19 protein-coding genes are annotated in these 25,495 nt (G+C 69.3%); 13 read left to right on the top strand and 6 right to left on the bottom strand.

Features of this window, described 5'->3' with window-relative positions:
- The first annotated feature begins 93 nt into the window (after positions 1-93).
- Positions 94-1,785: an AMP-binding protein gene (locus tag QSJ95_RS30940; protein WP_285647493.1), complete on the top strand. Its 1,692-nt coding sequence runs from the start codon at positions 94-96 to the stop codon at positions 1,783-1,785.
- Entirely contained in the window at positions 1,782-5,054 is a 3,273-nt protein-coding gene (locus QSJ95_RS30935) for a carboxyl transferase domain-containing protein (RefSeq protein ID WP_285647491.1), read from the top strand. Before QSJ95_RS30940 ends, QSJ95_RS30935 begins: the two co-directional genes overlap by 4 nt.
- A gap of 692 nt (positions 5,055-5,746) precedes the next feature.
- Here the strand turns inward: QSJ95_RS30935 and QSJ95_RS30930 are convergent.
- The 3 genes from QSJ95_RS30930 to gntR all read right to left on the bottom strand — a co-directional run bounded on the left by QSJ95_RS30930 (position 5,747) and on the right by gntR (position 11,302).
- Complete coding sequence (locus QSJ95_RS30930; protein WP_043268906.1) at positions 5,747-7,078, bottom strand: OprD family porin; 1,332 nt, start codon at positions 7,076-7,078, stop codon at positions 5,747-5,749.
- Positions 7,079-7,354: 276 nt separating this feature from the next.
- Positions 7,355-10,012: a bifunctional diguanylate cyclase/phosphodiesterase gene (locus QSJ95_RS30925; RefSeq protein WP_285647489.1), complete on the bottom strand. Its 2,658-nt coding sequence runs from the start codon at positions 10,010-10,012 to the stop codon at positions 7,355-7,357.
- Between the two features lie 255 nt (positions 10,013-10,267).
- Positions 10,268-11,302 (bottom strand): HTH-type transcriptional regulator GntR, encoded by a 1,035-nt coding sequence (gntR, locus tag QSJ95_RS30920; protein WP_009613113.1) that lies wholly within the window; start codon positions 11,300-11,302, stop codon positions 10,268-10,270.
- A gap of 204 nt (positions 11,303-11,506) precedes the next feature.
- On the opposite strand from gntR, the gene QSJ95_RS30915 reads away from it, so the two are divergent.
- The 4 genes from QSJ95_RS30915 to QSJ95_RS30900 all read left to right on the top strand — a co-directional run bounded on the left by QSJ95_RS30915 (position 11,507) and on the right by QSJ95_RS30900 (position 15,391).
- Positions 11,507-12,028: a gluconokinase gene (locus tag QSJ95_RS30915; protein ID WP_285647486.1), complete on the top strand. Its 522-nt coding sequence runs from the start codon at positions 11,507-11,509 to the stop codon at positions 12,026-12,028.
- 74 nt (positions 12,029-12,102) lie between these two features.
- The gene (locus tag QSJ95_RS30910; protein ID WP_285647484.1) at positions 12,103-13,455 is read left to right on the top strand and encodes a GntP family permease; all 1,353 of its coding nucleotides are present in this window, start codon (positions 12,103-12,105) and stop codon (positions 13,453-13,455) included.
- 36 nt (positions 13,456-13,491) lie between these two features.
- Positions 13,492-13,641: a hypothetical protein gene (locus tag QSJ95_RS30905; protein WP_253392552.1), complete on the top strand. Its 150-nt coding sequence runs from the start codon at positions 13,492-13,494 to the stop codon at positions 13,639-13,641.
- Between the two features lie 130 nt (positions 13,642-13,771).
- Positions 13,772-15,391: an NADP-dependent glyceraldehyde-3-phosphate dehydrogenase gene (locus QSJ95_RS30900; RefSeq protein ID WP_285647481.1), complete on the top strand. Its 1,620-nt coding sequence runs from the start codon at positions 13,772-13,774 to the stop codon at positions 15,389-15,391.
- A 19-nt stretch (positions 15,392-15,410) separates the two neighbouring features.
- On the opposite strand, the gene QSJ95_RS30895 is transcribed toward QSJ95_RS30900, so the two are convergent.
- Both QSJ95_RS30895 and QSJ95_RS30890 read right to left on the bottom strand, forming a co-directional pair.
- A complete protein-coding gene (locus tag QSJ95_RS30895) occupies positions 15,411-15,710 on the bottom strand; it encodes a hypothetical protein (RefSeq protein ID WP_009613119.1) in 300 nt (99 codons plus the stop codon).
- A 97-nt stretch (positions 15,711-15,807) separates the two neighbouring features.
- Entirely contained in the window at positions 15,808-16,485 is a 678-nt protein-coding gene (locus QSJ95_RS30890; RefSeq protein WP_285647478.1) for a YceH family protein, read from the bottom strand.
- 231 nt (positions 16,486-16,716) lie between these two features.
- On the opposite strand from QSJ95_RS30890, the gene QSJ95_RS30885 reads away from it, so the two are divergent.
- Positions 16,717-18,210 (top strand): aldehyde dehydrogenase, encoded by a 1,494-nt coding sequence (locus tag QSJ95_RS30885; RefSeq protein ID WP_285647476.1) that lies wholly within the window; start codon positions 16,717-16,719, stop codon positions 18,208-18,210.
- Positions 18,211-18,675: 465 nt separating this feature from the next.
- Here QSJ95_RS30885 and QSJ95_RS30880 read toward each other — a convergent pair whose 3' ends face one another.
- The gene (locus QSJ95_RS30880) at positions 18,676-19,356 is read right to left on the bottom strand and encodes a type 1 glutamine amidotransferase (protein ID WP_285647475.1); all 681 of its coding nucleotides are present in this window, start codon (positions 19,354-19,356) and stop codon (positions 18,676-18,678) included.
- A gap of 284 nt (positions 19,357-19,640) precedes the next feature.
- On the opposite strand from QSJ95_RS30880, the gene QSJ95_RS30875 reads away from it, so the two are divergent.
- The 6 genes from QSJ95_RS30875 (at position 19,641) to QSJ95_RS30850 (ending at position 25,492) form a co-directional block, all read left to right on the top strand.
- A complete protein-coding gene (locus tag QSJ95_RS30875) occupies positions 19,641-20,861 on the top strand; it encodes a cytochrome P450 (protein WP_285647474.1) in 1,221 nt (406 codons plus the stop codon).
- Entirely contained in the window at positions 20,858-22,138 is a 1,281-nt protein-coding gene (locus QSJ95_RS30870) for an FAD-dependent oxidoreductase (RefSeq protein WP_285647473.1), read from the top strand. Before QSJ95_RS30875 ends, QSJ95_RS30870 begins: the two co-directional genes overlap by 4 nt.
- Complete coding sequence (locus QSJ95_RS30865) at positions 22,135-22,575, top strand: flavodoxin domain-containing protein (protein WP_285647472.1); 441 nt, start codon at positions 22,135-22,137, stop codon at positions 22,573-22,575. Before QSJ95_RS30870 ends, QSJ95_RS30865 begins: the two co-directional genes overlap by 4 nt.
- 10 nt (positions 22,576-22,585) lie before the next feature.
- Positions 22,586-23,308 (top strand): type 1 glutamine amidotransferase, encoded by a 723-nt coding sequence (locus QSJ95_RS30860; RefSeq protein ID WP_285647471.1) that lies wholly within the window; start codon positions 22,586-22,588, stop codon positions 23,306-23,308.
- A 121-nt stretch (positions 23,309-23,429) separates the two neighbouring features.
- Complete coding sequence (locus QSJ95_RS30855) at positions 23,430-24,803, top strand: glutamine synthetase family protein (protein WP_285647470.1); 1,374 nt, start codon at positions 23,430-23,432, stop codon at positions 24,801-24,803.
- The gene (locus QSJ95_RS30850) at positions 24,800-25,492 is read left to right on the top strand and encodes a substrate-binding periplasmic protein (protein ID WP_269962301.1); all 693 of its coding nucleotides are present in this window, start codon (positions 24,800-24,802) and stop codon (positions 25,490-25,492) included. Before QSJ95_RS30855 ends, QSJ95_RS30850 begins: the two co-directional genes overlap by 4 nt.
- Positions 25,493-25,495 lie beyond the last annotated feature (3 nt).

The raw sequence follows: 25,495 nt of genomic DNA, 5'->3' as shown, positions 1-25,495 counted from the left end.
AGCGTTCATGGATATCGATGAATAGGCGTCAGTTCTTTCGCTCCCCCCGGCTTTTTAAGATGCGGCTCAACAAGAACGACAAGAGTGCCCGCCATGAACGAAGCCCGTTACCTCCAGGCGCTGCATCGCCTCCAGGCCGCCGCCTGGCCAGCCGGCACGCCGCGTGAGCCGCATTACCCGCATGGGCAGCAGCCGCTTGGCGAATACCTGCGCACCTGGGCGCGCCTGAAGCCGGAGGCGCCCGCGCTGGACTTCTACGGCCACAGCCTGGCCTGGGCCGAGCTGGACCGCCTGGCCGACCGCTGCGCCGCGTTGCTGGCCGAGCTGGGCGTGCGCCCCGGCGAGCGCGTCGCCGTGTTCCTGCCCAATTGCCCGCAGTTGCACGTCGCCTTCTACGGCATCCTGCGCGCGGGGGCGGTTTACGTGCCGGTCAGCCCGTTGTCGAAGGCGCTGGAGCTGGGCTACCAGCTCAACGACAGCGGCGCCGAAACCCTGCTGTGCTTCGACCAGTTGCTGCCGGTCGTGCGCCAGGTGCGTGGTGAAACACCGTTGCGCCGGCTGCTGGCCACCAGCCTCAGCGAGCTGTGCCCGGCCACGCCGAGCCTGCCGCCGCCCGACATGCTGCTGGCGCCGAAACTGGCCGGGGATGACTTCATCGACTTCCTCCCGGCCCTGGAGGCCTGCCGGGGACCGGTGCCGCAGCACCAGGCGCGGCTCGACGAGGTGGCGGCGCTCAACTACACCGGCGGCACCACCGGCCTGCCCAAGGGCTGCGTGCATACCCACGGCGACATGCTCTACACCTGCGCCAGCTACCTGTCGGTGGCGAACCGGCTGGAGCAGGACAGCGTACTGCTGAACTTCCTGCCGGAGTTCTGGATCGCCGGGGAGAACGGCGGCCTGCTGTTCCCGATGTTCACCGGCTCCCGCCTGGTGCTGCTGGCGCGCTGGGACGCCGAGGCCTTCATGACCGCCGTGCAGCGCTACCGCGTCAGCCACTGCACCCTGCTGGTCGACAGCGCGGCCGAAGTGCTGGAGCACCCGCGGGTCGGCGAATACGACTTCTCCTCGCTGCGGGTGTCGGGCGCCATTTCCTTCATCAAGAAGCTGACGCCCAGCTACCGCCGACGCTGGCGCGAGCTGACCGGCACCACGCTGGTGGAAACCAGCTTCGGCATGACCGAGACCCACACCTGCGACACCTTCATCGTCGGCTTCCAGCAGGACGATTTCGACCTCAACAGCGCGCCGACCTTCGTCGGCCTGCCGGTGCCGGGCACCGACTTCAAGGTCTGCGATTTCGAAACCGGGGAGCTGCTGCCCCTGGGCGCTGAAGGCGAGCTGTGCATCCGCAGCCCGTCGCTGCTCAAGGGCTACTGGAACCGCCCCGAGGCCAGCGCCGAGGTGCTGCGCGACGGCTGGCTGCACACCGGCGACCTCGGCCAGATCACCGAGCAGGGCTTCATCCGCTACCTCGGCCGGCGCAAGGAGATGATCAAGGTGAACGGCATGAGCGTGTTCCCCAGCGAGCTGGAGGCGCTGCTCGGCCAGCACCCGGCGGTGCTCGCCAGCGCGGTGCTGGCCCGCCCCGACGCGCGCCGCGGCCAGCAGCCGGTGGCCTTCGTGGTGCTCAAGCCGGGCGCCGGCGAAAGCGCCGAGAGCCTGCTCGCCTGGTGCCGCGAGGCCATGGCCGTTTACAAGGTGCCGGAGGTCCGCGTGGTCGCCAGCCTGCCGATGACCGCCACCGGCAAGATCAAGAAGAACGAACTGGAGCCTCTGCTGTGACCCCGCCCTTCGCCAAGCTGCTGATCGCCAACCGCGGCGAAATCGCCATCCGCATCGCCCAGGCCTGCGCCGACCTGGGCATCCGCAGCGTCGCGGTGTTCGCCGAGGACGACGCCGCCAGCCTGCACACGCGCAAGGCGGACCTGGCCGTGCCGCTCAAGGGGCGCGGCGTGCCCGCCTACCTGGACATGGAGCAGTTGATCGCCATCGCCCGCGAGCAGGGCTGTGACGCGGTGCACCCGGGCTACGGCTTTCTCGCCGAGAACCCCGGGTTCGCCCGCCGTAGCCAAGCCGCCGGGCTGACCTTCGTCGGGCCGGCCGCCGAGGTGCTGGAGCTGTTCGGCGACAAGGCCACCGCCCGCGCCCTGGCCGAGCGCTGCGGCGCCCCGCTGGTGGCCGGCCTGAACCACGCCATCGACCTGGCCGAGGCGCAGGCGTTCGCCGCGCAGCACGGCGCGGTGATGCTCAAGGCCCTGGCCGGCGGTGGCGGCCGGGGGATGCGCGCAGTACGCGAGCCGGCGGAATTGGCCGAGGCCTACGCCCGCTGCCAGTCCGAGGCGCAGGCCGCCTTCGGCAATGGCGCGCTGTATGTGGAGCAACTGCTGGAGCAGGCCCGGCACATCGAGATTCAGGTGCTCGGCGACGGCAGCGGCGCCGTCAGCCACCTGTGGGAGCGCGACTGCAGCCTGCAGCGCCGCCACCAGAAGCTGGTGGAAATCGCCCCCAGCCCCGGCCTGGACGCGGGCCTACGCGAGGCCATCATCGCCTGCGCCCTGCGCCTGGCCGGCGAAGTGAACTACCGTGGCCTGGGCACCTTCGAATTCCTGGTGGCCGACGGGCGCTTCTACTTCATGGAGGCCAACCCGCGGATCCAGGTGGAGCACACGGTCACCGAGCAGGTCACCGGCGTCGACCTGCTGCACACCCAGCTGCGCCTGGCCGCCGGCGCCACGCTCGGCGAACTTCATCTGGACAAGCCGCCCGCCGTGCAGGGTTGCGCCATACAGCTGCGGCTGAACCTGGAAACGCTCCAGGCCGACGGCAGCGCGCGGCCGGCCGCCGGCGTGCTGAGCGCCTACCAGCCGCCGTCCGGCCCCGGCCTGCGGGTAGACGGCTACGGTTACGCCGGCTATGCGGTCAGCCCGGCCTACGACTCGCTGCTGGCCAAGCTGATCGCCAGCGCCGGCGACTATCCCGGTGCCCTGCGCCGCGCCTACCGCGCGCTGTGCGAATTCCGCCTGGAGGGCGTGGCGAGCAACCTGCACCTGCTGCAGAACCTGCTGCAACGCGAGGAGGTCGCCGCCAACCAGGTCGACACCCGCTTCGTCGAGCGCCACCTGGGCGAGCTGCTCAGCGCGCGCGGCGAAAGCCACCCGCACCGCTATTTCAGCGGCGCCGGCAGCGTGGCCGAAACCCGGCGCCAGAACGTCGATGCGCCGCCCGGCACCATCGCCCTGAACGCGCCGAGCACCGGTGTGGTGGTGGCCCTGGCGGTCGCGGAGGGCGACAGCGTGGCCGCTGGCCAGACCGTCGCCGTGCTGGAGGCGATGAAGATGGAGTTCGAAGTCAAGGCCACAAGCGGCGGCATCGTCCGCTTGCTGGCGGTGGCCCCGGGCGACGCGCTGGCCGAGGAGCAGCCGCTGCTGTTCCTCGAACCGGCCGAGGTCGAGGGCGGCGTGGTGCTGAGCGAGCAGGCCATCGACCTCGCCCACATCCGGGCCGACCTGGCCGAGGTCAGGGAACGCCACGAGCGCCTGACCGACGCGCGCCGCCCCGCGGCGGTGGCCAAGCGGCGCAGGACCGGCCAGCGCACCGCCCGGGAGAACCTGGCGGACCTGCTGGACGAAGGCAGCTTCAGCGAATACGGCGCCATGGCCCTGGCCGCGCAGCGCCGGCGCCGCTCCACCGAGGAACTGCTGGAGCTGAGCCCGGCCGACGGTCTGGTGGCCGGCATCGGCACCGTGGGCGCCGCGCGGTTCGGCGAGCAGGCGGCGCGCTGCATGGCCATCGCCTACGACTACACGGTATTCGCCGGCACCCAGGGGGTGATGAACCACAAGAAGACCGACCGCCTGCTCGCCCTGGCAGCACAGTGGCGCCTGCCGGTGGTGCTGTTCGCCGAGGGCGGCGGCGGCCGCCCGGGGGATACCGATTTCGTCGGCGTGGCCGGGCTGGACTGCCACACCTTCGTCAGCTTCGCGAAGCTCTCGGGGCGGGTGCCGACCGTCGGCGTCGTGTCCGGCCGCTGCTTCGCCGGCAACGCCGCCCTGCTCGGCTGCTGCGAGGTGATCATCGCCACCCGCAACGCCAGCATCGGCATGGCCGGCCCGGCGATGATCGAGGGCGGCGGCCTGGGCAGCTACACGCCGGAAGAGGTCGGCCCGACCAGCGTGCAGGGCCCCAACGGGGTGATCGACGTGCTGGTGGAGGACGAGGCCGAGGCGGTGCGGGTGGCCAAGCAGTACCTGGCGTACTTCCAGGGCGAGACGGGCGACTGGCAATGCGCCGACCCGCGCGAGCTGCGCCATGTGATCCCGGAAAACCGCCTGCGCGTCTACGACATCCGCCGGGTGATCGAACTGCTCGCCGACCAGGGCAGCGTGCTGGAGCTGCGCCGCCAGTTCGCCCCCGGGCTGGTCACCGCGCTGGTGCGCATCGAGGGCAAGCCGTTCGGCCTGCTCGCCAACAACCCCGCGCACCTGGGCGGCGCCATCGACGCGGTGGCCGGCGACAAGGCCGCGCGCTTCATGCAGCTGTGCCAGGCGCGCGGCCTGCCGATCGTCTCGCTGTGCGACACCCCCGGCTTCATGGTCGGCCCCGAGGCGGAAAAGCAGGGCACGGTGCGCCACGTCTCGCGCATGTTCGTCACCGCCGCCAGCCTCAGCGTGCCCTTCTTCACGGTGGTGCTGCGCAAGGGCTATGGCCTGGGCGCCCAGGCGATGGCCGCCGGCAGCTTCCACGCGCCGCTGTTCACCGCCGCCTGGCCCAGCGGCGAGTTCGGCGCCATGGGCCTGGAGGGCGCGGTGCGGCTGGGCTTCGCCAAGGAGCTTGGCGCGCAGCCGGACGAAGCCGCGCGCCAGGCGCTGTTCGACAAGCTGGTGGCCAAGGCCTACGAGAGCGGCAAGGCGCTGAACATGGCGAGCTACCTGGAGATCGACGCGGTGATCGACCCGGCGGATACCCGCGCCTGGCTGCTGCGCGGCCTCAACGCGGCCTCCGGCGCCGCGCCCGCGGACGCCGGCGGGCGGTCGTTCATCGATACCTGGTGACGACGGCAGCGGGGCGAAATCGCGCCGGTGGTTCCGGTTATCGAGGACAAGGGCACGGCCTCTCGTAGGATGGCGTTGAGCGAAGCGATACCCATCGCCATGGCAGCATGGGTTTCGCAAGCTCAACCCATCCTACGAAGAGCACCTCGGCGCAGCCTGCATGACCGCGCTCTACGACGCTGTCGTAGGATGGCGTTGAGCGAAGCGATACCCATCGCCACGGCAGCATGGGTTTCGCAAGCTCAACCCATCCTACGAAGACCACCTCGGCGCAGCCTGCATGACCGCGCTCTACGACGCCGTCGTAGGATGGCGTTGAGCGAAGCGATACCCATCGCCACGGCAGCATGGGTTTCGCAAGCTCAACCCATCCTACGAAGACCACCTCGGCGCAGCCTGCAAGACCGCGCTAGGTGGAGGAGAAACACCGTCGCAAAAAAAAGCCGCCCCTGGCGGAGCGGCTGGAAGGACGTTGAATTGAGCAATCACGATTTAATCAACGTCAGGAGCAGGGATTCGGGAATAACCGCTGTGCGGCGGGCCGAATCGGATGGGTAATACATTAACGACCAGCCGGCGTCAGATAAATTCCCTGCCCTGGGAAACACCTTCAGCGAAAACGTAACAATCTGCGGGGAACTCTTGGGGAAGCTGCGTTCATCGCGCGGCAACTTCCCCAAGAAAGAGGCGCCTCAGAGGATCGACAGCGGGTAGTCGACGATCAGCCGCAGTTCGTTGTTGTCGTCCTCGGCCTGGTCGGCATTGCTGCGGTGGAAGGCCTGGCGCAGGCGCAAGGACAGGTCCTTGGCCGGGCCGGACTGGACCACGTACTTGGCTTCCAGGTCGGTTTCGTGGTGGCTGCCGTCGCGGCCGTATTCGTAGCCGCGGTACGAGCTGTCGGCGGCCATGTGCTCGCCGTTGATGTTGGTGCCGTTGATGTAGCGGGCCATGAAGCTCAGGCCGGGCACGCCGTAGGTGTCCATCGCCAGGTCGTAGCGGGCTTGCCAGCTGCGCTCGCCCGGGCCGTTGAAGTCGGAGTACTGCACCGAGTTGGCCAGGAAGATCGAGTCGCCGGCAGCGCCCGCGCCGTTGTCGCCGAAGCCCACGTAGTCGAACGGGGTGTCGCCCTGCACCTTCTGGAAGGCCAGGGTCAGGGTGTGCGCCTGCAGGAAGGAGTAGGCGGTGGCGAACGACCAGGCGGTGTTGTCGATGCGCCCGGCCTTGGCCTGGCCGTAGTCGTTGGTGCGGTAGATGTTGAAGTCGAAGCCCAGCGACTGGTCGCCGCCCAGCGCCAGGCTGTAGTTGGCGTTGCCGTAGTACTGGCGCCAGATGTCTTCCAGCTCGGCGGCGTAGAGCGACACGCTCAGGTCCGGGGTAATGGCGTAGCGGCCACCGACGAAGTCGGCGCTGTCGGCCTCGACGTTGGCGTAGGTGGCCCAGATGCCGCCGGTGTGGCTGGTGGTCACCGGGCTGGTGCCGGCGGTGTAGTGGCCGGCTTCCAGGTCCAGGCCCTGCAGCTCGCTGCTCATCAGCGCGAAGCCCTTGGCGGTCTGCGGCATCAGGCGGGTGCCGCCGGCGGCGAAGACCGGGGCGGTGGGCTGCATGTCGCCGAATTTCAGCTCGGTCCTGGAGATGCGCACCTTCAGCGCGCCGCCGGCCTTGCCGTAGTCGTCCTCGGGGTTGCCGTGGCGGTCCACCGGAAGGTTGCCGCTGTCGGCGGTGCCGGAGCCGCCGTCGAGCTTGATGCCCAGGTAGCCGAAGGCGTCGACGCCGAAGCCGACGGTGCCCTGGGTGTAGCCGGAGCTGTAGGTGGCGAAGATGCCCTGGGTCCAGTCGCGCTGGTCGTCGGCGCCGTTCTTGCCGTCGTGGTTGTAGTAGAAGTTGCGCAGCAGCAGGTCGAGGTGGCTGTCCTCGAGGAAGCCCTTGGCGTCGGCCTGGTCGCTGACGAAGGGTTCGGCCTGGGCCAGTTGCATGGCGGCGGTGGAAACGGCGAGCACGAGCATGCTGCGTTTGAGGTGCTTCATGGAGTTGCCCCTTGAGTCTTGGAGTGCCGGCCAGTGGTAAGCGTGATGGCCGACTTTTCTTGTAGGCAGGAACAAATGTTCGGCCATGCGTAACAGTCATGGTCGAGCGAACGTAAGTTTCTGTAGTGGAAGTACTTCCGCGCCCCGCTCTATTCCCCTGGCGGAGTGGGGACATGATGCCGGATCGAAGCGCTATTTGAATCCGGATATGGACAAAGGTCTTTTAACAAATACGTAATAATTGTCAGACCTTGTCCGCGCACCATACGGCGCGCCTCAGCTCAGGCCGAGGGCCTCCAGCTGGCGCTGCAGGCGCCAGTCCATCACCTGGGCGGCGCCCATCGGGCGGCCGAAGTGGTAGCCCTGGGCGATGTCGCAGCCCAGCCGCGCCAGGGCGGTGGCCGTGGCCGCGTCCTCCACGCCTTCGGCCACCACCTGCATGCCGAAGTTGTGCCCGAGGGCGATGGTCGACTGCACGATCATGGCGTCGGAGAAGTTGTCGGCCATGCCGGAGACGAAGGTGCGGTCGATCTTCAGCACCTGCACCGGCAGGCGCTTGAGGTAGGCCAGGGACGAGTAGCCGGTGCCGAAGTCGTCGATCGACAGCGTCACCCCCAGGTCGCGGATCGCCTGCAGGCTGCGCAGGGCCATCTCCGGGTCTTCCAGCAGGGTGCCTTCGGTGACTTCCAGCTCGACCAGGGAGCCGGCGATGCCGTGGCGGGCCAGCAGGCCCTGCAGTTCGCTGACGAAGTGCGGGTTGCGCAGGTTGTTGGCGCTGATGTTCACCGCCATGCAGGTTTCCAGGCCGTGCTCGCTCCAGGCGCGCAACTGGCGCAGGGCCTCGTCCAGCACCCAGCGGGTGAGCGGGTGGATCAGCTCGGTGGACTCGGCCATGGGGATGAATTCGCCGGGCGGGATCATGCCGCGCTCGGGGTGCTCCCAGCGCAGCAGGGCCTCGAAGCCGATCACCTGGCCGTCGGCCAGGCTCACCTTGGGCTGGTAATGCAGCTGCAGCCCGCCCTCGCGGATGGCCCGCCCCAGCCCGGTGTGCAAGGCCAGGCGCTCGGGGGTGTAGGTGTCGTCGCAGCGCTGGTAGAGCAGGAAGTCGCGGCGCCCGTGCTTGGCCTGGTACATGGCGATGTCGGCGCAGCGCAGCAGGTCGCCGGGGGTGTCGCCGTGGTCCGGGTAGAGGGCCACGCCGATGCTGGCCGACAGCTCCAGTTGGATGCCGCCGGCGGACAGCGGCTGGCGCAGCACCCGGGCGATGCCCTGGCACAGCCCGGGCACGCCGCGCTCGTCGTCCAGCTCGCGGGTGATCACCGCCATCTCGTCGCCGCCCAGGCGGGCGATGCCGGCCTCCTGGGTGCGCAGCCAGGCGCCCAGGCGCGCGCCCACCTGCTGCAGCACGCTGTCGCCGTGCTGGTGGCCGAGGGTGTCGTTGACTTCCTTGAAGCGGTTCATGTCCAGCAGCAGGATGGCGAAGCGCCCGCCGCCGCGGGCGATGCGCTGCTCGATGTGGCGGCCCAGCCAGTAGCGGTTGGGCAGGCCGGTGAGCGAATCGTGGTTGGCCAGGTATTCCTGCTCGGCGAGGTAGCGCTTGCGTTCGGTGATGTCGTGCAGCACCACCAGCAACAGGGCGTTCTGCTGCCAGCTGAAGCGCGTGACGTGGGCCTCGCAGTCGAACGGCAGGCGGGTGTCGCGGCGCAGGAACTGCCACTCGCTGTCCACCTCGCGCAGCTCGCCGCTGAGCAGCCCTTCGAGGTTGGCGCGGCTGGCCACCAGCGACAGGCGCCCGTCCGGCTGGCGCTCCGGCGACAGCTCCGAGGGCAGCAGGCCGATCAGGCGCTCCGGCGAGTCGACGCCGAACATGCTCGCGGCGCGTTCGTTGGTGGCGCGCACCCGGCCGTCCACGCCGATCAGCAACACGCCATCGTTGATGTTGGTGAACAGCTGGCGGTAGAAGCGGCCGTTCTGGCTGATCTCGCCGATCAGCCGGCGCAGCTGCCAGGCGGAAAGGCCCAGGGCCAGGGCGCAGATGGCCAGCAGCACGGCGCTGAAGCCGGCGCGCTTGAGCCAGGGCAGCAGGTAACTGGCCGAGGCCTGGCCGACCACGGCGTGGATCGGGAAGCTCGCCGAGGGCGCGTCGGCGAACAGCGACGGCTCGCCGCCGATGCTGCGGCCCTCGACCAGGGCGAAGTCCGAGCGGCCCAGGCGCGGGAACAGCGGCGACCACTCCGGCAGGCGGCGGCCGACGGAATTCAGGGTGTCGGGGGTGCGGTAGAGCACGGTGCCGAGGTTGTCGAACATGCCGGCGTTCATGTGCTCGGCCAGGCCCAGGCGGCGCAGCAGGTCGCCGACGCGGTCGGTGTCGATCAGCGCGCCGACGCGCTGGGTGCGGCCGTCGGCGCCGCGCTGGCCGACGTACATCGGCAGCAGGAAGGCGCCGTTGGGGCCGCGCAGCGTGTGGCCGAAGGCCGGGCGCTCGCTGGCCGGCAGGTCGCCCAGGGCGAGCAGCGGGCGCAGGTGCTCCTCGGCCGGCTGGCCGTGGCCGTCCACGGCGTAGAGGTGGCCGTCGCGGAGCACGAACAGGTAGGTCGACACCGGGTCGTAGCGCATCGCCTGCGCCAGCTTCCCGCGCACCAGGCCGGCGTCGGCGACCTCGCCCAGGCCCTGCAGGTCTTCCGACACCGCGTAGATGCTGCCGTAGCTCTGCAGCAGCAGCGCGCTGATGTAGCCCTCCAGCGAGCGGGCCAGCGCCGAGAGGTTCTGCCGCACCTGGTCGGTGCTGCTGCGGTAGTCGCGGTACACGCTCCAGCCGCTCAGCCCGACCAGCAGGGTGAGGACCAGCAGCACGCCGGCATAGAAGAGCACGCCGATGCGCTGCCGGCGCGAGCCTCCCCGGGCGTGGGTGAAGACATCGAAATTGCTGGTCATGTAGATCCGTCTGTGACTGCAGCGAGAGTGTCGAACCCGGTTATGTCACTTAGCCATCATCCGATCAACCACCGGGCGGGTACCTGATGCCTATCGGCAGACCGGCGGCATTCCCCAGTACCGGCCGTCGAACGATGGGCGGGGCGCTCTGCAACGCGCCCCGCCGGCCGTGAAACAGGGCGACCGCAAGGCCCGGGAAATGAAGCGCGGCGGCAGCGGACGCAGCGAGATCGGCAGAAATACCCTGTGCATGCTTCAACTGCTCTCGCGCACCATCAGTTCGAAGCCCAGGTCCTGCACCGGCTCGGCGATCGGCCGCCCGGCGATCAGCGCCAGCAGCGTCTCGGCGGCGCGGCGGCCGATGGCCTCGCGCGGGGTGCGGATGCTGGACAGGCGCGGCACCATGTAGGCCGAGCTGGGCAGGTCGTTGAAGCCGACCACGGCGACCTGCCGCGGCACTTCGATGCCCTGGCGCAGCGCCTCCAGCAGCGCGCCCTGAGCCAGGTCGTCGTTGCCGAAGAAGATGCCTTCCACGTCCGGCCGCGCGGCCAGCAGTTGGCGGAACAGCTCGCCGCCCAGGCCCACCGAGGACGGCCGCGGCGTCAGCATCTCCAGCGCCGGGTCGTAGCAGCCGGCCTTCTGCAGGGCGCGGCGGAAGCCCTCGCCGCGCAGCAGGGTGCGCTGGTCCAGCTGCGCGCCGACGTAGGCCAGGCGCTTGCGCCCGCCGGCCAGCAGGTGCTCGGCGGCGGCCATGCCCGCGGCGATCTGCGAGAAGCCCACGCAGTGCAGGCCGGGGCTGTGGTCCAGGTCCATCATGTAGACGCAGGGCACGCCGCTGGCCTCGACCATCCGTCGCGCGCTCTCGGTGCGCTCGAAGCCGGTGAGCAGCAGGCCGCGGGGCTGGTAGGCCAGGTAGTTGCGGATCAGGTCTTCCTCTTCGTCGCGCGAGTAGTGGAAGTTGCCGATCAGCACTTCCAGGCCCTGGGGCCGCAGCACGCCGTGGATGGCCTCCAGGGTGTCGACGAACAGCTGGTTGGACAGCGACGGCACCAGCACCACCACGCTGTGGCTCTGCGCCGAGGCCAGCGCCCGCGCCGCGGGGTTGGCCACGTAGCCCAGCTCGGCGGCGGCCTCGCGGACCTTCAGCACCAGCGCCTCGGCGACGCTGCTGACGCCGCGCAGGGCGCGGGAAGCGGTGATGGGGCTGACGCCGGCGCGCTGCGCCACTTCGTTCAGGGTGGGGCGGCCGCTGGCGCGGGAGTGCTTGTCGTTCTTCTTCTGCGAGGGCATCGGCTGGCTTGCCAAACGAAAATCGAGGCACTAAGGTAGCGCTGTCTCGCGAACCCGGCAATTGCCTGAAAGCCCCGGATCGCGCTGTGGCGGAAAAACCGCGGACACCATACGCAAGCACTAGAATGACAAGAAAGCGGAGGCAGCCCCATGCTTTTGGCTTCGACTTTTAAAGACAGCGCTGTCTCCCCACCGAGGTGCGATATGCTCCCCCCCATCCACGCCCTGCTGATCATGGGTGTCTCCGGTTGCGGGAAGACCAGCGTCAGCCAGGCGCTGTGCCGCGCCAGCGGCGCCCACGAGATCGAAGGCGACACCTTCCACCCGGCCGAGAACATCCGCAAGATGAGCGCCGGCATCCCCCTGACCGACGACGACCGCGCCGGCTGGCTGGCCACCCTGGCCGAGCTGCTGCGCCAGGCCGTGGCCGCCGGCCAGCGCCCGGTGCTGACCTGCTCGGCGCTCAAGCTGGTCTACCGCGAACGCCTGCGCGAGGCCGTGCCGGGCCTGGGCGTGGTGTTCCTCGAACTGCCCCGCGAGGAAGCCGCGCGCCGCGTCGCAGAACGCCCCGGGCACTTCATGCCGGCGACCCTGGTGGACAGCCAGTTCGCCGCCCTGGAGCCGCCCCACGACGAACCGCTGACCCTCGCGGTGGATGCCACCCTGCCGGTGGAACGCATCGTCGAGCAGGCCCTGGCCTGGTGGCGCGCCCACGAGCCGGCCTGAACCGATTTTTGCCGCGCGCTGAAGACAGCGCTATCCCAAAACGCCCGTAAAAACAAAGACAAGGGAGCCCCGCCATGTTCGGTCTGTCCCACGACACCTACCTGCTGCTGGATGCGCTGGTCACCATCATCGGCCTGATCGTGCTGATCACCCGCTTCAGGATCCACCCCTTCCTCGCCCTGATCATCGCCGCCGGCTTCCTCGGCCTGACCTCGGGCATGCCCGTGGCGCAGATCGTCAAGGCCTTCCAGGACGGCTTCGGCGGGGTGCTCGGCTTCGTCGGGGTGATCCTCGCCCTGGGCACCATGCTCGGCAAGATGATGGCCGAGTCCGGCGGCGCCGACCAGATCGCCCGCACCCTGATCGACGCCTTCGGCGAGCGCAAGGTGCACTGGGCGATGATGCTGGCGGCCTTCCTGGTGGGCATCCCGTTGTTCTTCGAGATCGGCTTCATCCTGCTGATCCCGCTGGTGTTCATCGTCGCGCGGCGCAGCGGCGTGTCGCTGATCAAGATCGGCATCCCGCTGCTGGCCGGGCTTTCCGCAGTGCACGGCCTGGTGCCGCCGCACCCGGGGCCGCTGCTGGCCATCGGCGTGTTCGGCGCCGACATCGGCAAGACCATCCTCTACGGCCTGATAGTCGCGCTGCCCACCGCGGCCATCGCCGGCCCGCTGTTCGGCGCCTGGATCGCTCGGGTGATCCCCGGCAGCCCGTCCGAGGAACTGGTGGCGCAGATCGCCCATGAACCGGAAACCAACAACCTGCCCAGCTTCGGCATCACCCTGCTGACCGTGCTGCTGCCGGTGTTCCTGATGCTGCTGAAGACCTTCGCCGACGTGCTGCTGCCCGACGGCCACGCCTTCCGCGCCTGGATGGACATGATCGGCCACCCGATCACCGCCCTGCTGCTGGCGCTGCTGCTGGCCCTGTACACCTTCGGCTACGCCCGCGGCTTCGGCTCGCAGCAGATTCTCAAGCTGCTCGACCAGAGCCTGGCGCCCACCGCGGCCATCGTGATGATCATCGGCGCCGGCGGCGGCTTCAAGCAGATGCTGGTGGCCAGCGGCGTGGGCGACGTGATCGGCCACCTGGCCGTGCACGCGCAGATTTCGCCGATCCTGCTGGCCTGGCTGGTGGCGGCGGTGATCCGCGTGGCCACCGGTTCCGCCACGGTCGCCACCATCACTGGCGCCGGCATCGTGGTGCCGGTAGTGGGCATGATCCCGGGGGTCAACCGCGAGCTGCTGGTGCTGGCCACCGGCGCCGGCTCGCTGATCCTCTCCCACGTCAACGACGCCGGGTTCTGGCTGGTCAAGCAGTACTTCAACATGAGCGTCGCCGAGACCTTCAAGACCTGGACGGCCATGGAGACCATTCTCTCCGTGGTCGGCCTGGTGTTCATCCTGCTGCTTTCGCTGGTGGTCTGAGGACCACCGGCTTCCCCCGTGAAAGGAGTACCGCCGATGTCCACCCGAGCCCCCGGGCGCAAGCCTTCCCCCGCCAACGACTGGCCGCGCGACTTCGACGTGCGCGAGCGCTATGCCGAGCAGCAGGAGCTGCTCGGCGAGGCCCGGGCGCCAGCCGCTCCCCGGCCGTCCGGCCGCGCCCGCTGAAAGCCCCTCGCCGGGCTTTCCGACGAACGCAGGCTGAAACGATTCACCTTCAGGCCGATCCAGGCTAAAAACAACATTCCGGGCGCCCTTCCCTTCTGCCCCAGCGGCGCCCGTTCCTGAGGGAGGAACCATGAGCCACAACCTCGACACCCTGTTCCCCGCCATCGACGACATCCCCGAGGCCTGGCGCCCCGACGCCCCGGTCGAGCAACGCGACTACCTGGTGAACGGCCAACTGCGCCGCTGGGACGGCCCGCTGGCGCCGGTGCGCAGCCCGATCTTCCTGAAGACCGCCGAGGGCGAGCGCCAGGTGATCCTCGGCAGCACCCCGCTGCTGGACGCCGACGCCGCGCTGGCCGCCCTCGACGCCGCCGTGGCCGCCTACGACAACGGCCAGGGCCTGTGGCCCAACCTGCGGGTGGCCGAGCGCATCCAGCACGTGGAGACCTTCCTGGCGCGCATGCGCGAGCAGCGCGAGGCGGTGGTGCGCCTGCTGATGTGGGAGATCGGCAAGAACCTCAAGGATTCGGAGAAGGAATTCGACCGCACCTGCGACTACATCGTCGACACCATAGACGCGCTCAAGGACCTGGACCGCCGCTCCAGCCGCTTCGAGCTGGAACAGGGCACCCTCGGCCAGATCCGCCGCGTGCCGCTGGGCGTGGCGCTGTGCATGGGCCCGTACAACTACCCGCTGAACGAGACCTTCACCACGCTGATCCCGGCGCTGATCATGGGCAACACCGTGGTGTTCAAGCCGGCCAAGTTCGGCGTGCTGCTGATGCGCCCGCTGCTGGAGGCCTTCCGCGACAGCTTCCCGCCGGGGGTGATCAACATCATCTACGGCCGCGGCCGCGAAACCGTCTCGGCGCTGATGGCCAGCGGCAAGGTCGACGTGTTCGCCTTCATCGGCACCCACAAGGGCGCCGCCGACCTCAAGCGCCTGCACCCGCGCCCGCACCGCCTGCGCGCGGCCCTGGGCCTGGACGCGAAGAACCCCGGCATCGTCCTGCCGCAGGTGGACCTGGACAACGCCGTGGAAGAAGCCATCACCGGCGCGCTGTCGTTCAACGGCCAGCGCTGCACCGCGCTGAAGATCCTGTTCGTCCACGAAAGCGTGCTGCAGGGTTTCCTCGACAAGTTCAGCGCGCGCCTGGCCCAGCTCAAGCCGGGTATGCCCTGGGAGCCGGGCGTGGCTCTGACGCCGCTGCCCGAGCCGGGCAAGGTGGACTACCTCAACGGCCTGCTGGCAGACGCCCTGGAAAAAGGCGCCAAGGTGATCAACGCCGGCGGCGGCCAGTCCCGCGAGAGCTTCTTCTACCCGGCGCTGCTCAGCCCGGTGACGGCGCAGATGCGCCTGTACCACGAGGAGCAGTTCGGCCCGCTGGTGCCGGTGGTGCCGTACCGCGAGCTGGAGGAAGTGATCGACTACGTGCTGCAGTCCGACTACGGCCAGCAGCTGAGCCTGTTCGGCAGCGACCCCGAGCAGGTCGGCCGGCTGGTGGACGCCTTCGCCAACCAGGTCGGCCGCATCAATATCAACGCCCAGTGCCAGCGCGGCCCGGACAGCTACCCGTTCAACGGCCGCAAGAACTCCGCCGAAGGCACCCTGTCGGTGCACGACGCGCTGCGCACCTTCTCCATCCGCACCCTGGTGGCGACGCGCTTCAATGCCGCCAACAAGGCGCTGATCAGCGAGATCATTCAGGGCCGCGAGTCGAACTTCCTGACCACCGACTACATCTTCTGAGGCCTGCGCAGACGCCGCCCTAGATACGGATCAGTGTCTCGGTCGGCGGCGCCTGCTCGTTCAGTTCCTCCATCTGCAGCGCGTAGGAGCGGCGCAGGCGCAGCCGCTCGGCATCGCAGAGCAGCGGGCCCTGGGCGTCCTCGGCGCCAAAGGGGTCGTCGCGCAGCACGCCGGTGATGCGCCCCTGGCGGAACAGCTCGCGGATCGCCAGCAGGTTGTTCTCGCGCTGCCCGCTCAACTCGGCGAGCGAGCGCGGCTGGCTTTCGGACAGTTGGCACAGCACCGACACCAGCAGCGCCTGCGTAAGTCTGGGCCCCATGGAAGCTCCCCTGTGCAGCCATGAAAACGGTCCTGGCACTATGCGGACGAATTCTTAAAGAATGCTTATCCGGCCGTTTCCATGGCCATCGTTGGTTTCAGTCCAGGCCGTTGTCGCGGTCCTGTTCCAGGCGCGCCAGGCGTTCCTCCAGGGCGGCCACGCGGGCCTCCAGTTCGAGGATGCGCGCCTCGTCCTGCACGCTCTGCTCGCCGCGCGGTGCCGAAGCGCCACGGCCGCTGGCGGCGATGGCCGCCTCGCGGTCGGCGGCGCTGCCCAGCAGGTGCATGTAGCGGTCCTCGCGCTGGCCGCTCTGGCGCTCCAGCTGCATGGCGAAACCGCGGGCGGCCAGGCGTTCCAGCTGGTGGCGGACTTCCTCGGTGTCGTCGAAGTCGTGCATGCGCATGCTGCGGGTGAGCAGCTCGTTGAGCGTCTGCGGGCCGCGCAGGAACAGCAGGCCGAGCAGCACCCACTGCGGCTTGACCAGCTCCAGCGCCTTGTCCAGGCGCTGCTCCCAGCGGTCGGCGCGGCTGCCCATCACCAGGCGCACCATCTCCAGGCCCTCCAGCCTGCGCAGGGCCTGGCCGACCTGGCCGGGGTTGAGGTCCATCACCGGCTCGCGGCTGGTCTTCTGGTTGCAGGCGGTGACCAGGGCGTTGAGCGTCAGCGGATAGGCTTCCGGGGTGGTCAGTTGCTTCTCGATCAGGCTACCGAGCACGCGGATGTCCACCGCGCTGAGGGGCTCACGCTCGGGCAGGCTTGTGGATTCTTCGTTCATGTTGTTTCCAGGGGTCGCGTCGAGGCCCTTAGCCTAGCCGCGTCCGTCGGCTTTGGCACCCTCCATGGCGTCGCGCCTCATGCCGGCCCGGCCTGCAGGCGGCTGACCGATAGCGCTTCGCAGGCGACTATTGGCACTGGCGAGGGCTTAAGATATGGTCTCATATGTATTATTCGGCTCGCCTCCCCGGCGGCCACCCACACCACAACAACGATCAGGAGCGACCCCACCATGACCCAAGCGACCCGAGCCGACTGGGAAGCCCGCGCCAGCCAACTGCGCATCGAAGGCCGCGCCTTCATCGACGGCCAGTACCGCGATGCCGCCGACGGCGCCACCTTCGACTGCATCAGCCCGGTGGACGGGCGCCTGCTGGCCAAGGTCGCCAGCTGCGACGCCGCCGATGCCGAGCGCGCCGTGCGCAGCGCTCGCGCCGCCTTCGAGGCAGGCACCTGGTCGCAGCAGGCGCCGGCCGCGCGCAAGGCCGTTCTGGTGCGCTTCGCCGAGCTGCTGGAGGAGCACGCCGAGGAACTGGCGCTGCTGGAAACCCTGGACATGGGCAAGCCCATCGGCGATTCGCTGAACGTCGACCTGCCCGGCGCGGTGGACAGCCTCCGCTGGAGCGGCGAGGCCATCGACAAGGTCTACGACGAGGTGGCCGCCACCCCGCGCGACCAGCTCGGCCTGGTCACCCGCGAGGCGGTGGGCGTGGTCGCCGCCATAGTGCCGTGGAACTTCCCGCTGATGATGGCCAGCTGGAAGCTCGGCCCGGCCCTGGCCACCGGCAACTCGGTGATCCTCAAGCCGTCCGAGCGCTCGCCGCTGACCGCCATCCGCATCGCCCAGCTGGCGCTGGACGCCGGCCTGCCCAAGGGCGTGCTCAACGTGCTGCCGGGCTACGGCCACACCGTCGGCAAGGCCCTGGCGCTGCACATGGACGTGGATACCGTGGTGTTCACTGGCTCGACCAGGATCGCCAAGCAACTGCTGGTCTACGCCGGCGAATCGAACATGAAGCGCGTGTGGCTGGAGGCCGGCGGCAAGAGCCCGAACATCGTCTTCGCCGACGCCCCGGACCTGCAGGCGGCCGCCGAAGCCGCGGCAGCTGCCATCGCTTTCAACCAGGGTGAAGTCTGCACCGCCGGCTCGCGCCTGCTGGTGGAGAAGTCCATCAAGGCGCAGTTCGTGCCCATGGTGGTCGAGGCCCTGAAAGGCTGGAAAGCCGGCCACCCGCTGGACCCGGAAACCAATGTCGGCGCCCTGGTGGACGGCCGCCAGCTGGAGCAGGTGCTGGGCTACATCGAAGCCGGCAAGGCCGAGGGCGCCCGGCTGATGACCGGCGGCCGCCAGGTGCTGGAGGAAACCGGCGGCACCTACGTGGAGCCGACGCTGTTCGACGGCGTGAGCAACGCCATGAAGATCGCCCGCGAGGAAATCTTCGGCCCGGTGCTCTCGGTGATCAAGTTCGAAGGCGCCGAGGAAGCCATCCGCATCGCCAACGACACCCAGTACGGCCTGGGCGCGGCGGTCTGGACCCGCGACATCACCAAGGCCCACCAGACCGCCCGCGCCCTGCGCGCCGGCAGCGTGTGGGTGAACCAGTACGACGGCGGCGACATGACCGCGCCCTTCGGCGGCTTCAAGCAGTCGGGCAATGGCCGGGACAAGTCGCTGCATGCGTTCGACAAGTACACCGAGTTGAAGGCGACTTGGATCAAGCTCTGACTGTCCCTGCGCCGGCGTCTTTCGTAGGAGCGAGCTTGCTCGCGAAGGGAGTCTGCCGGTGACTGTGGTGTGTGGGGTTGGCTCCGTTCCCTCTCCCCAGCCCTCGGCTGCGCGCCCCGCCCTGAAGGGAGAGAGGGCTATCCGTGCGGCCGGGAAACATGGTTTACGCCGGCTCCTCCGGGGTAGCCGGCTAACGCCAGCACAGCCAAGCGCACCGAATGGTCCCCTCTCCCTCTGAAGAGGGGACTGTCCGTGCGGCCGGGAAACATGGTTTACGCCGATACCTCCGGGGCAGCCGGCTAACGCCAGCACAGCCAAGCGCACCGAACGGTCCCCTCTCCCTTCAGGGCGGGGCGCGCAGCCGAGGGTTAGGGAGAGGGAACGGAGCCAACCTCACACACCGCAACCGCCGGCAGACTCCGTTCGCGAGCAAGCTCGCTCCTACAACAAGCAACACCCCCCCAATCACAACCGCCCCAGAAAATCCCCCAGCAACGCCCGGCAATTCCCCTTGTTCACCCCCTCCCGCTCGGCAATCTCCGCACGAATCCGCTCCGGCAAATCCCCCGCCTCGGCCATGAAGCGCCGACCCTCCTCGCTGCGCCGCCAGTAGGCGATCCAGGTATCGAACATCGCCGTGTCGATCTCCGGGTGGAACTGCACGCCCAGACTGCGCCCATGGCTGTAGGCCTGGGCCGCCAGTTCGGTGGCGCCCAGCAGGGTGGCGCCCGGCGGCGGGATGAAGGCGTCGAAGTGGAAGTTCAGCCAGGGGCCGCGGAAGGCCCAGTCCGCCTGCGGGGTGTCGATGGGCGTCCAGCCGATCTCGGGCTGGCGGTTGCGGTACACCTCGCCGCCCAGGGCGCGGGCCAGCAGTTGGCTGCCGAAGCAGATGCCCCAGGTCGGCACGCCGCGCGCCTGCACGGCCTTCAGCCAGGCCAGTTCGCCGCCCAGCCAGGGCACGCGGTGGTCGTAGGCCGACTCGGGGCTGCCCAGCACCAGCAGCAGTTCCAGGCTCTCCGGCGGCGGCAGGCCTTTCTCTACGCAGCGCAGTTCCAGGTCGATGCCCTGCTCGGCGAACAGCTCCGGCAGGCAACCGGCGACGTCGGCGGCATCGTGCAGCACGGCGATGGCACGGGATGGTTTCATGGCGCTTTCTCCTTAAAAGATTTTAAAACAGATTTTTTATTTGCCTCATCCGCTGCACTGAAACCCGCATGAAACCTGGACTCTCACTTTCACGATCAACCAAGCCCCAGCCAAAAGGCACCGGAAAGGCGAAAAAAGCCTGTTGAAAACTATGAAACCATATTTTAAATTCAAATCCATCCCCCGCCGCCCATCGACGGCGGATGGCGGCGCCGCCCGGCATCGCCCATCACAACAACAGCGCACCGCCCACTGGCGGCAAGCGCCAGAACGGAGGTGTCCGAATGACCACCAGCGCCCCTACCCGCCTCGATGACGCGCCCTACATGGATGTCAGCGACCCGAGCTTCTCCATCCGCTCCCAGGCGGTGATGGATGCCCGCACGCAAAGCTGGTTCGCCCGCACGCCCTATGGCATCGCCGTGCTGCGCTACGACGAGGTGAACAAGCTGCTGCGCGACCAGCGCCTGCGCCAGGGCAGCTACGCCTGGCCCGCGCACAACAACGCCAGCGGCAGCTTCGCCGACTGGTGGATGCGCATGCTGCTGAGCAAGGAAGGCGCCGACCATTCGCGCCTGCGCCGCCTGGCCAACCCGGCCTTCGCGCCCAAGCTGGTGAAGCAGATGATGCCGGACTTCCAGCGCCTGGCCGGCGACCTGATCGCGCAGTTCGAAGGCCGCGGCGAGTGCGAGTTCGTCAGCGAGTTCGCCGAACCCTACGCCACCCAGGTGATCTGCCTGCTGCTCGGCCTGCCGATCAGCGAGTGGAAGGGCCTGGCCGACCTGGCGGTAGAGATGGGCCTGGCCCTGGGCGTCACCTTCAAGCGCGACGAGGCGCGCATCAACGCCGCCACCGACAAGCTGTTCGGCTACGCCCGCCAGGCGGTGGAAGCGCTCAAGCGCAACGGCCTGGGCGAGGACTTCCTCAGCAGCCTGGTGCGCGCCAACGAAGAGGACAAGAACGCCCTCAGCGACCAGGAGCTGTACGACATGATCGTCCTGGCGATCTTCGGCGGCATCGACACCACCCGCAACCAGCTCAGCCTGGCCATGGACACCTTCCTCCAGCACCCCGCGCAATGGGAGCTGCTGGGCAACGACGCGGAACTGGCCCGCGCCGCCGTGGAAGAAGTGATGCGCGTGCGCCCGACCGTGACCTGGGTCACCCGCGAGGCGCTGGAAGACTTCGAATACCAGGGCCTGCACATCGCCAAGGGCACCACCGTGCACCTGTTCAGCCAGGCCGCCGGCAGCGACCCGCACGCCTTCGAGGACGCCAGCTTCGACATCACCGCCAAGCGCCTGCCGCACTTCGGCTTCGGCGCCGGCGCGCACCACTGCATCGGCCACTTCATCGCCCGCGGCGACATGACCGCGGCCCTGGCCCTGCTCGCCCAGCACCTGAAGCACCCGGCGCCCAACGGCGAAGCCGAATGGCTGCCGGACAGCGGCAACACCGGCGCCACCCGCCTGCCGATCCGCTTCGACGCGGTGCCGGCGAAATGAACGCGCCCAGCGTAGCCATCGTCGGCAGCGGGCCCTCGGCCTGCTACCTGGCCCAGGCCCTGCGCAAGCACTGGGCGGACGCGCAGATCGTGCTGCTCGAGCGCCTGCCCGCGCCCTTCGGCCTGGTGCGCTACGGCGTGGCGCCGGACCACCAGGGCACCAAGGCGGTGTGCCGGCAGTTCGAGCGGCTGTTCGAGCGCGAAGGCGTGGCATTCCTCGGCAACCTGGAGATCGGCCGCGACCTGTCCCTGGAGCAATTGCGCGAAGCCTTCGACCTGGTGGTGCTCGCCACCGGCCTGTACGGCGACCGCCGCCTGGGCATCCCCGGCGACGAGCTGCCCGGCGTCTACGGCTCCGGCCGCGTCACCCGGCTGTTCAACGGCCACCCGGACGAACAGGGCTTCGCCCCGGCATTCGGCCGCCGCGTGGCCATCGTCGGCAACGGCAACGTGGCCATCGACGTGCTGCGCCTGCTGGCCAAGTCGGCCGAGGACTTCGCCGGCTCCGACATCGCCGAGGCGCCGCTGCAGGCGCTGCTGGCCGAAGGCGTGGAGCGCATCGACATCCTCGGCCGCTCGCCCGCCGCCCAGGCCCGCTTCGACCCGGTGATGCTGCGCGAGCTGGGCAAGCTGGCCGGGGTGCGCATCCGCATCGAGGACCTGCCGCCGGAAGACGCCCCCTGTGCCGACGCCACCGAGCAGGCGCGCCTGGACGTGCTGCGCGCGCTGGCCGCGCAGGAGCAGCCGGCAGCCGGCCGCGAACTGGTCTTCCGCTTCGGTTGGACACCCCAGGCCATCCACGGCGCCGCAAGCGTCGAAGCCCTGGAACTGCGCCATGCCGACGGCCGCGAACTGCGCCTGGAGGTGGACAGCCTGGTCAGCGCCATCGGCTTCGAGGAAGCGGCCGACGGACTGCTGCAACGCGACGCCCTGCGGGGCGCCAGCGCCGACCTCGAACGTGGCCGCCTGGACCACGGCCTGTACTGCGTCGGCTGGCTGCGCCGCGGCCCGCGCGGGACCATCCCGGAGAACCGCCAGGACGCCCGCCTGGTCGCCGAAGCCATGGTCGCCGACCAGCAGGCCGCGCCGCGCAACGGCCGCCCCGGCCTCGCCGCCCTGCCCGCCGGGCTGCGCGAACGTGCCGTCGGCTACGCCCAGTGGCAGCGCATCGACCACGCCGAAACCCGGGCCGCCGCCCCCGGCCGCGTGCGCCGCAAGATCACCGACCGCGCCGGCATGCTCGCCATCGCCCGCAGCCCCCAGGAGAACCCCGCATGAACATCCTCATCCTCTTCGGCACCGAGACCGGCAACGCCGAGATGGTCGCCGACGACCTCGCCGACGCTATGGGCGCCGACTACCCCACCCAGGTCCGCGACATGGCCGCGTTCGACCCGGCCACGCTGAACCCGCAGGACTTCCACGTCATCGTCTGCTCCACCTACGGCGACGGCGAGCTGCCCAACAGCGCCCAGCCCTTCCACGCCGCGCTGCAAGGCCAGCGCCCGGACCTGGCTGGCCTGCGCTTCGCCACCTTCGGCCTGGGCGACAGCTTCTACGAGACCTTCAACCGCGGCAGCCGGATCATCGCCGACGCCCTCGTGGAGCTGGGCGCGCAGCAGGTCGGCGAACACGGCCAGCACGACGCCTCCAGCGGCGAGCTGCCCGGCGACGCGGCGCTGGCCTGGGCCAAGGGCCTGCTCGGGCAGATCTGAGGAGAACGCCATGCGCCTGTGCATCATCGAGAACGGCCTGATCCCCGAGGAACTGCAGGAGGCTTTCGGCAGCTACCCGGCGATGATCGAAAGCTGGCTGGCCCCGGCGCTGCCCGAGGCGGACTTCACCTACGTCTCGGCGGTGCGCGGCGAGCCGCTGCCCGAGGCCACCGCCTTCGACGGCTACCTGCTGACCGGCTCGCGCCACAGCTGCTACGAACACAGCCCCTGGATGCTGCATCTGGTCGCCCTGCTGCGGCGCCTACGCAGCCTGCGCCGGCCGGTGTTCGGCATCTGCTTCGGGCACCAGATCATGGCCGACGCCTTCGACGGCCGCACCACCCGCGCCGAGGTCGGCTGGGGCGTCGGCGCCCAGGCCTACCACTATGACGCCGAGGGCCTGGAGGACGCGGCCACCCTGGTGTTCCACCATGACCAGGTCAGCAGCCTGCCGCCGCAGGCGCGGGTGGCCGGCGGCTCCGCCCATTGCCCGCACGGCGTGCTGGAGTACGCCTTCCCGGCGCGCTCGGTGCAGTTCCACCCGGAGTTCAGCGTGGACTACCTGGCCGCCCTGCTCGACCGCTACGGCAACGGCCTGCTGCCGGCAGACGTCACCGCGCGGGCCTGGGAATCGCTGCGGCAGCTGAGCCCGGACAACCGGCAGATCGTCCGCTGGGCCGCCGCCTTCTTCCGCGAACACGCCGGCCCGGCCTGTTCCCCGTTCATCCCCTAGCCCGGCGCTTCGCAGAGAGGTTCCGTTCTTCGCTCTAAAACATATAAACACAGTTTACAAATTTAATTTCATCCGCCATCGCAGCGTGCCTTGCCTGCCGCTGCCCGAGGAGAACCCCGAAATGACAGCGCTCGATCTACACAAGGAATACAACACCAGCTCCGCCGTCGCCCAGGACCTCGCCGCGCGCATCCGCGAATCCGGCGTGGAGTACCTGTACTACCAGGTGGTCACCCTCAGCGGCCGCGTGCTGGCCAAGGTGGTGCCGGCCAAGCACCTGCTGCGCAACCTGGAGAAGGGCGTGCAGTTCCACCGCACCGCGCTCTCCGACCTGCAGAGCACCCGCGCCGGCGTGCTGCTCGGTGGCGGCGCCCAGGCCGCGGAATTCACCGCCATCCCCGACGTCGGCAGCTTCAACGTGCTGCCCTGGGACAAGTCCATCGGCAGCTTCTTCTGCCGTCTGTACGAGCCCGACCACCGCCAGGAAGTGGCCGGCCAGGTGCTCGCCACCGACGCCCGCGGCCTGCTGATCGACAGCCACAAGGCCTTCACCGCCGACACCGGGCTGAGCCTGAAGACCGGCTGCGAGCCGGAGATGACCTGGTTCGGCGACAAGCTGGAAGTCAAGGTGCGCCCCGGCGCCAGCCCGGCCTACCACCTGGGCAACCTGGAGACCATGCGGCCGATCTTCCAGCGCGTGATGCAGTATGCCGGCGCCATGGGCCTGGACATGATCGAGGGCGACTACGAGGACCCGGGCCAGCTCGAACTGAACTGGATGTTCGACGACTGCCACCTCACCGCCGACCGCCTGGTGACCTACCGCCTGATCTGCCGCCAGGTGGCCAACGAGTTCGGCGTGCGCGCCAGCTTCATGCCCAAGCCCACCACCGGCAGCATGGGCAGCGGCTGCCACCACAACTTCAGCCTGTGGCGCGGCGAGCAGAACGTGCTGGCCGAAGCCGGCCGCCGCGAACTGCACCTGACCGACACCGGCCGCCACGCCCTGGGTGGCCTGCTGGCCCACGCCCCCGGCTCGATGCTGGTGATGGCCTCCACCGTGAACTCCTACAAGCGCTTCTGGGATGCCGGCCTGTTCGCCCCCAACCGCCTGAACTGGGGCATGGACAACAAGACCTGCACCGTGCGCCTGTCGGCCAACGGCCGCCTGGAATACAAGCTGCCCGACGCCAGCGTGAACCCCTACCTGTCGCACACCCTGCTGCTGGCCGGCATCCGCGACGGCCTGGCCAACCGCACCGACCCGGGCGCCCCGGACAACAGCGACAGCATCCCCGCCGCCCGCGAGAACGTGCGCATGCCGATGACCCTCGGCGAAGCCGTGCAGGCCTTCGACGAAGACGCCGTGGTGCGCGGCGCGCTGCCGCCGGCGATGGCCGAGCTGTACCGCGACCTCAAGGCCGACGAGTGGGCGCGCTATTGCTCCATCGTCACCGAGTGGGAAGCCAAGATGTACATGGACTACCTGCCATGAGCGGCGTATTGCGCGTTCTCTGCGCCGACCTGCCGGCCCCGCCGCTGTTCCACAAGGACGCCGAGGGCTACCGCCACGGCTACGAGTCCGACGTCGCCCGCGCCCTGGCCAGGCGCCTGGGCCGCGAGGCGCAGTTCGTCTACCGCAACTGGGCGGACTTCTACCCGGCGCTGCAGGCCGGCGACGCCGACATCCTGCTGTGCGGCCAGGGCATCTCCAACTACCGCCTGACCCTCGCCGACTTCACCGCGCCCTACGCGGTGTTCGACGAAGCGGTGATGGTGCTGCGCGGCAGCCTGGTGCGCAGCCCGGCGGACCTGGTCGGCAAGCGCGTCGGGGCGATCGCCAACAGCCTCAACATGGCCCTGGCGGAAACCTTCGAAGGCTGCATCACCGTGCCCTTCGGCGGCGACACCGACGACGTGCTCGGCGACATGGTCCGGGCCCTGCGCGAAGGCCATATCGACGCCCTGGTGGACGACGATGTGGCACTAGTGCCGCTGGCCGAGGAGCCCGACCTGGCCATCGGCTTCAGCGTGCCCACCCACAACCGCTGGGGCATCGCGGTGAAGCGCGGCCAGGGGCCGTGGCTGGACGAGGTGGACAGCGCCCTGGCGGCGCTGAAGGCCGACGGCGAACTGCAACGCATCTGGCAGCAGTGGATGCCGAGCCTGGCCTACCCGTTCTGACAC

The sequence above is a fragment of the Pseudomonas sp. NBRC 100443 genome, assembly GCF_030268185.1.
Taxonomy (GTDB): Bacteria; Pseudomonadota; Gammaproteobacteria; order Pseudomonadales; family Pseudomonadaceae; genus Pseudomonas; species Pseudomonas citronellolis.
The sequence above is the reverse complement of the archived record's forward strand: the minus strand, read 5'-3'. Positions and strand labels throughout refer to the sequence as shown.